The organism is uncultured Negativibacillus sp., from assembly GCF_944388365.1.
In the GTDB taxonomy this organism is placed as follows: Bacteria; Bacillota; Clostridia; order Oscillospirales; family Ruminococcaceae; genus Negativibacillus.
In genome coordinates this window covers 1-4,264 of sequence record NZ_CALXIN010000135.1, presented here as the reverse complement: position 1 = coordinate 4,264, position 4,264 = coordinate 1, and the positions used below count along the sequence as shown (strand labels likewise).

5 protein-coding genes are annotated in these 4,264 nt (G+C 54.8%); all 5 read right to left on the bottom strand.

What is annotated here, in order from left to right; all coding sequences use genetic code 11:
* Positions 1–449: endonuclease III (locus tag Q0L39_RS11030; protein ID WP_296629176.1), on the bottom strand; the 449-nt coding region annotated here is incomplete at its 3' end.
* Between the two features lie 91 nt (positions 450–540).
* Positions 541–1,617: a tyrosine-type recombinase/integrase gene (locus tag Q0L39_RS11025; RefSeq protein WP_296629174.1), complete on the bottom strand. Its 1,077-nt coding sequence runs from the start codon at positions 1,615–1,617 to the stop codon at positions 541–543.
* Positions 1,618–1,902: 285 nt separating this feature from the next.
* A complete protein-coding gene (locus tag Q0L39_RS11020; protein ID WP_296629173.1) occupies positions 1,903–2,667 on the bottom strand; it encodes a DUF6873 family GME fold protein in 765 nt (254 codons plus the stop codon).
* A 4-nt stretch (positions 2,668–2,671) separates the two neighbouring features.
* Positions 2,672–4,033 (bottom strand): DNA repair protein RadA, encoded by a 1,362-nt coding sequence (gene radA / locus Q0L39_RS11015; protein WP_296629171.1) that lies wholly within the window; start codon positions 4,031–4,033, stop codon positions 2,672–2,674.
* Between the two features lie 27 nt (positions 4,034–4,060).
* On the bottom strand, positions 4,061–4,264 hold a 204-nt coding region (locus tag Q0L39_RS11010), incomplete at its 5' end, for an N-acetylmuramoyl-L-alanine amidase (protein WP_296629169.1).

Sequence of the window (4,264 nt, the reverse complement as noted above, 5' to 3'; positions counted from 1 at the left end):
AGATTGGTGATGCGGATGCAGTGGGTGTCGCAGACCACCGCCGGTTTGTGGTAGATGTCGCCGACGATCAGGTTGGCGGTCTTGCGTCCGATACCTGGCAGTTTGGTCAGCTCCTCCACGGTGTCCGGCAGGATGCCGTCGTACTCCTCCAGCAGCATCTTGGACATGGCGATGATGTCACGCGCCTTGGTCTTGAACAGGCCGCAGGTCTTGATCGCTTCCTCCATCTCCTCCTGGGTCGCCGCTGCAAAGTCGGCGAGGGAAGTGTACTTCTGGAACAGATCCTTGGTCACAATGTTGACCCGTGCATCGGTACACTGTGCCGACAGGCGAGTGGAGATGAGCAGCTCATACGCCTTGGCAGGGTCATATTCGAGCGAGCAGACAGCGTCTGGATATTCCTTTTCCAGCGCATCAACGGCCAGTACGGCCTTTTCTTTGAGATCCATCGTTTTTCCTCCTGTATTTTGCTCTCTTTTGCTGTTTTAATTTTGTCGAATAAAAGGGAAGGGCAGGGAAGAAGGGGAGACGCGTGTCGTATTATTCCTCCGCTGCCGCTTCTTTTTCTTTGTCCTTTTGCTGTTTTTCCTTTTCCAGCTCCTCCAGCAGCAGTTCCTGCTGAGTAGGACGGCGTTTGACCTCGGACAGCGGCGAACGATTGGCGGCATCCTCGATCATCCGGTCGGTGATGTGGGTGTAGATTTCGGTGGTGCCGATATTGGCGTGTCCGAGAATTTCCTTGAGTGCGCGGATGTCCACGCCGCCGTGCTGATACATCAGGGTGGCAGCCGTATGGCGCAGCTTGTGCGGTGAGATGCCCTGACCGTCCAGACCGCTGGCCTTGAGGTATTTCTGTACGATCTGTTCGACACGGCGGGCGGTCATCCGGCGGTTTTGCTTGGACAAAAACAGCGCCGTCCGATCGGTGCCGGTGTCCGGCGTTTTGCGAAACTTCAGGTACTGTTCCAGCGCCGTCATGCACGCTTCATTGAGAAAGACGATCCGTTCCTTGTTGCCTTTGCCCAGCAGCTTAAGGGTGTTGTCGCGGATGTCCTCCAGATTGATGCCCACCAGCTCGGACACACGCATCCCACAGTTGAGCATCAAGGTGATCATACAGTAATCGCGGGCAGTGGTGGCAGGAGAGCTGTCCTGCACATGCGCCAGAAGCACCAGCGATTGTGCCAGCGTCAGAAATTTCGGAATACTCTGGCGCTGGGAAGGCATGTCCAGATTTTTGGTCGGATCTTCTTCCATATAATTGGTGCGGGTGGTCAGGTATTTGTACAGTCCGCGGATGCTGGCGATTTTGCGCGAGCGGCTGGCCGTGTTGTTGCCCAGCACATCCATACAAAAATGCAGAAAGCCGTAGATGTCGTTGAGGGTCACGCCGCAGACCAGCTCCTTGGTGAGGTCCTGAATCGAGATTTCTTCCAGTTCCTGAAGGCTCTGCGGAACACGGTTTAACTCCTTGACCGATTTGATGTACCGAAAAAAGGTCCGCAGCTCGATGTAATAACCTTGAACCGTTTTTGGCGAACGTCCCAGAATGGTTTCCATATAAAACAAAAACTCCCGCAGGATTTCGGGACATTCAAACAGAATATTTTTATCCATAATTGTTTGATCGCTCCAAATTGATGTGTTTAGCTTAAAATTGGATGTTTAGTGATTCTTACTGGCAAACCGGCGGCTTGTCCGGTCAGAACGCGCAAATTCCATCCAAAATATAATAAAAAACAAAATTGGTTTGCAGTTTGTTAAATTGATGATTTGGACAGCATCTCAGATACGGCGGACAGATTGGTTGCGGGGAAGCCCCATTTTTTGGTATTGCTAATTTCGCTAAATGAAAATTTAGCGAAATTCAGGGAGCTTTTTTTCCGAATCATATCATGATGCTTATGAACTGGTTTTGTCCGCCGAAACCATCACCGGAATGATTCCGCCGATGTCTGTCAGCGGTCCGTCGCACAGACAGATTGTCTGCACGCCATGTTGCTGCAAAAAGTTTCGGATCGCTGCGGCGTCTGGATGTGTATCAACATCTCCACAAAATCCCATCTGATCCGGCGCCAGCTTGCCGCAGCATCCGCCGATGAATCCGGTATCATAGACCGGTATTCGGATATGTCCGGCGCGAATCTGCAAAACGTCCAGTCCGGCTGCACGCGCTGCGCCAGTAATCGAACAATCCGCTGTGATGATTGCATTTGGACTGACCACACACACTGAGCATTTGCTGTAACCTTGGCGCGTGTGGATCGGCTGCAATCCATGTGCGGTCAGCCAGCGATGCGCCGTTTCCGAAATGGTATGTACATTACAAATATAGTAGTTTCCTATGATAGCAACATTGTATGCTACATCTGTCGGATAAACTTCTCCCAACGCTTGTCCAACCAGCACTGTGATGCCAAGCTGACGCAAATCGTCAGCAAGCTTTGGCTGATGCGGCGAAACCAGCGCGGTCTGTCCGTCCAGCATCAGCAGGTGCATGTCCGCATGGGAGGCAACCGGCGGCGCCATCTGTGCAGCCGCCTGCACCGGCAGCACGCGGATGCCGCGCCTTTTCAGTGCATCGTGCAGCGCTGGAGCAGCTTCGGAAACTGCTGCCACACTAACCGACAACTGTGGTAGGTTTGGTTCCTTCAGAAAGAGGTCCATTCCCTTACTCCAGCGCGACCGAAATCGCCTGACTCAGACTGCTGACACCGATCAGCTCGATGTCCACCTCGTCGGCAATCGGCGCGACGCACTGCTTTGGCAGGATGCAGCGGCGAAATCCCAAGCGCTGCGCTTCCTTGACCCGCACCAGTACGCGGTTGACCGCGCGGATTTCTCCGGCAAGTCCAACTTCACCGAAGGCGACAAGGTCGTCCGGAATGACCTTGTCGGTCAGGTTGGACACCATCGACAGCGCAATCGGCAGGTCGGCGGCGGGTTCGTCCAGCTTCAGGCCGCCGATGACGTTGATATAGGCGTCCAGCGTGCCGAAAAAGTAGCCGCAGCGTTTTTCCAGCACCGCCAAAATCAACGACAGACGGTTGTAATCAAAGCCGGTCGCCATTCTCTTTGGAACAGCATAGCCGCTCTTGGATACCAGCGCCTGCACCTCCGCCAAAATCGGACGGGAACCCTCGATGACACAGGCGACGCAGGTGCCGGAAACATTCTCCGGCCGGCCTTCCAGCATAGCTTTGGAGGGATTGGCGACCTCGTCCAGACCGGTGTCGCCCATCTCAAAGACGCCGATCTCATTGGTGGAGCCGTATCTGTTTTTGATGGCGCGGAGAATACGATAGGACAGGTTGCGCTCTCCTTCAAAGTAGAGAACGGCGTCCACCATGTGCTCCATCACCTTCGGTCCGGCGATGGCGCCGTCCTTGTTGACGTGTCCGACGATGAACACCGGAATTTCCAGCGTTTTTGCCTGGTTGATCAGCAGCTGGGTACATTCGCGCACCTGGGTGACGCTGCCCGACGAGGAATTGAGCGCCGAAAGATTCATCGTCTGAATCGAATCGACCATCACAAGGTCGGGCTTGGTGGTCTGGATGGCATCGACCACCGACTCAATATTGGTGGTCGAACTCAGGCTGAGGTTGGGCGTATCGACGCCCAGACGTGCGGCGCGCAGCTTGATCTGGCGCAGACTTTCCTCGCCGGAGACATACAGAATCTGCAGATGAGCGGGCAGCGTCTGACAGATTTGCAGCAGCAAAGTGGACTTACCGATGCCAGGGTCGCCGCTGAGCAGCACCACCGAACCTGGCACGATGCCGCCGCCTAGCACGCGGTTAAGCTCCTGCATACCGGTCAGGTAGCGCTGTTCCTCGTTGGAGTCGATCTGCTCAAGCCGCTGCACGGTGCAGCTGGCGACCGGCGCGGAGCTTGCGGCAAAGCGGGAGACCGGCGTTTCCACATTTTCCACCAGCGTATTCCAGCTGCCGCAGTCGGGACACTTGCCCATCCATTTGGGCTGGACTGCGCCGCACTGGGTACAGACATAGTTGATCTTTGATTTTGCCATGGGTTTTCTTCCTTTATTATAGTAGATTTATTCCTCACCGGCGACAAAACGGCAGAGTGCCTGACCGACGACAAACGCGACCTTGCGCTGATAGTCGGGATCGCTGAGGTTTGCGGCCTCCTGCGCATTGGACAGAAAGCCGCACTCCACCAGGACGGCAGGGACGGTTGCTTCGTACAGCAAAAAGAGGTTATTTTCCGCGGGTTTGATCTCGCGGGTATTGTCCGGCTG

Coding starts and splice junctions, on each gene's coding strand:
- Q0L39_RS11025 (WP_296629174.1), bottom strand. CDS start 1,617: ATGGATAAAAATATTCTGTTTGAATGTCCCGAAATCCTGCGGGAGTTT.
- Q0L39_RS11020 (WP_296629173.1), bottom strand. CDS start 2,667: ATGGACCTCTTTCTGAAGGAACCAAACCTACCACAGTTGTCGGTTAGT.
- radA (WP_296629171.1), bottom strand. CDS start 4,033: ATGGCAAAATCAAAGATCAACTATGTCTGTACCCAGTGCGGCGCAGTC.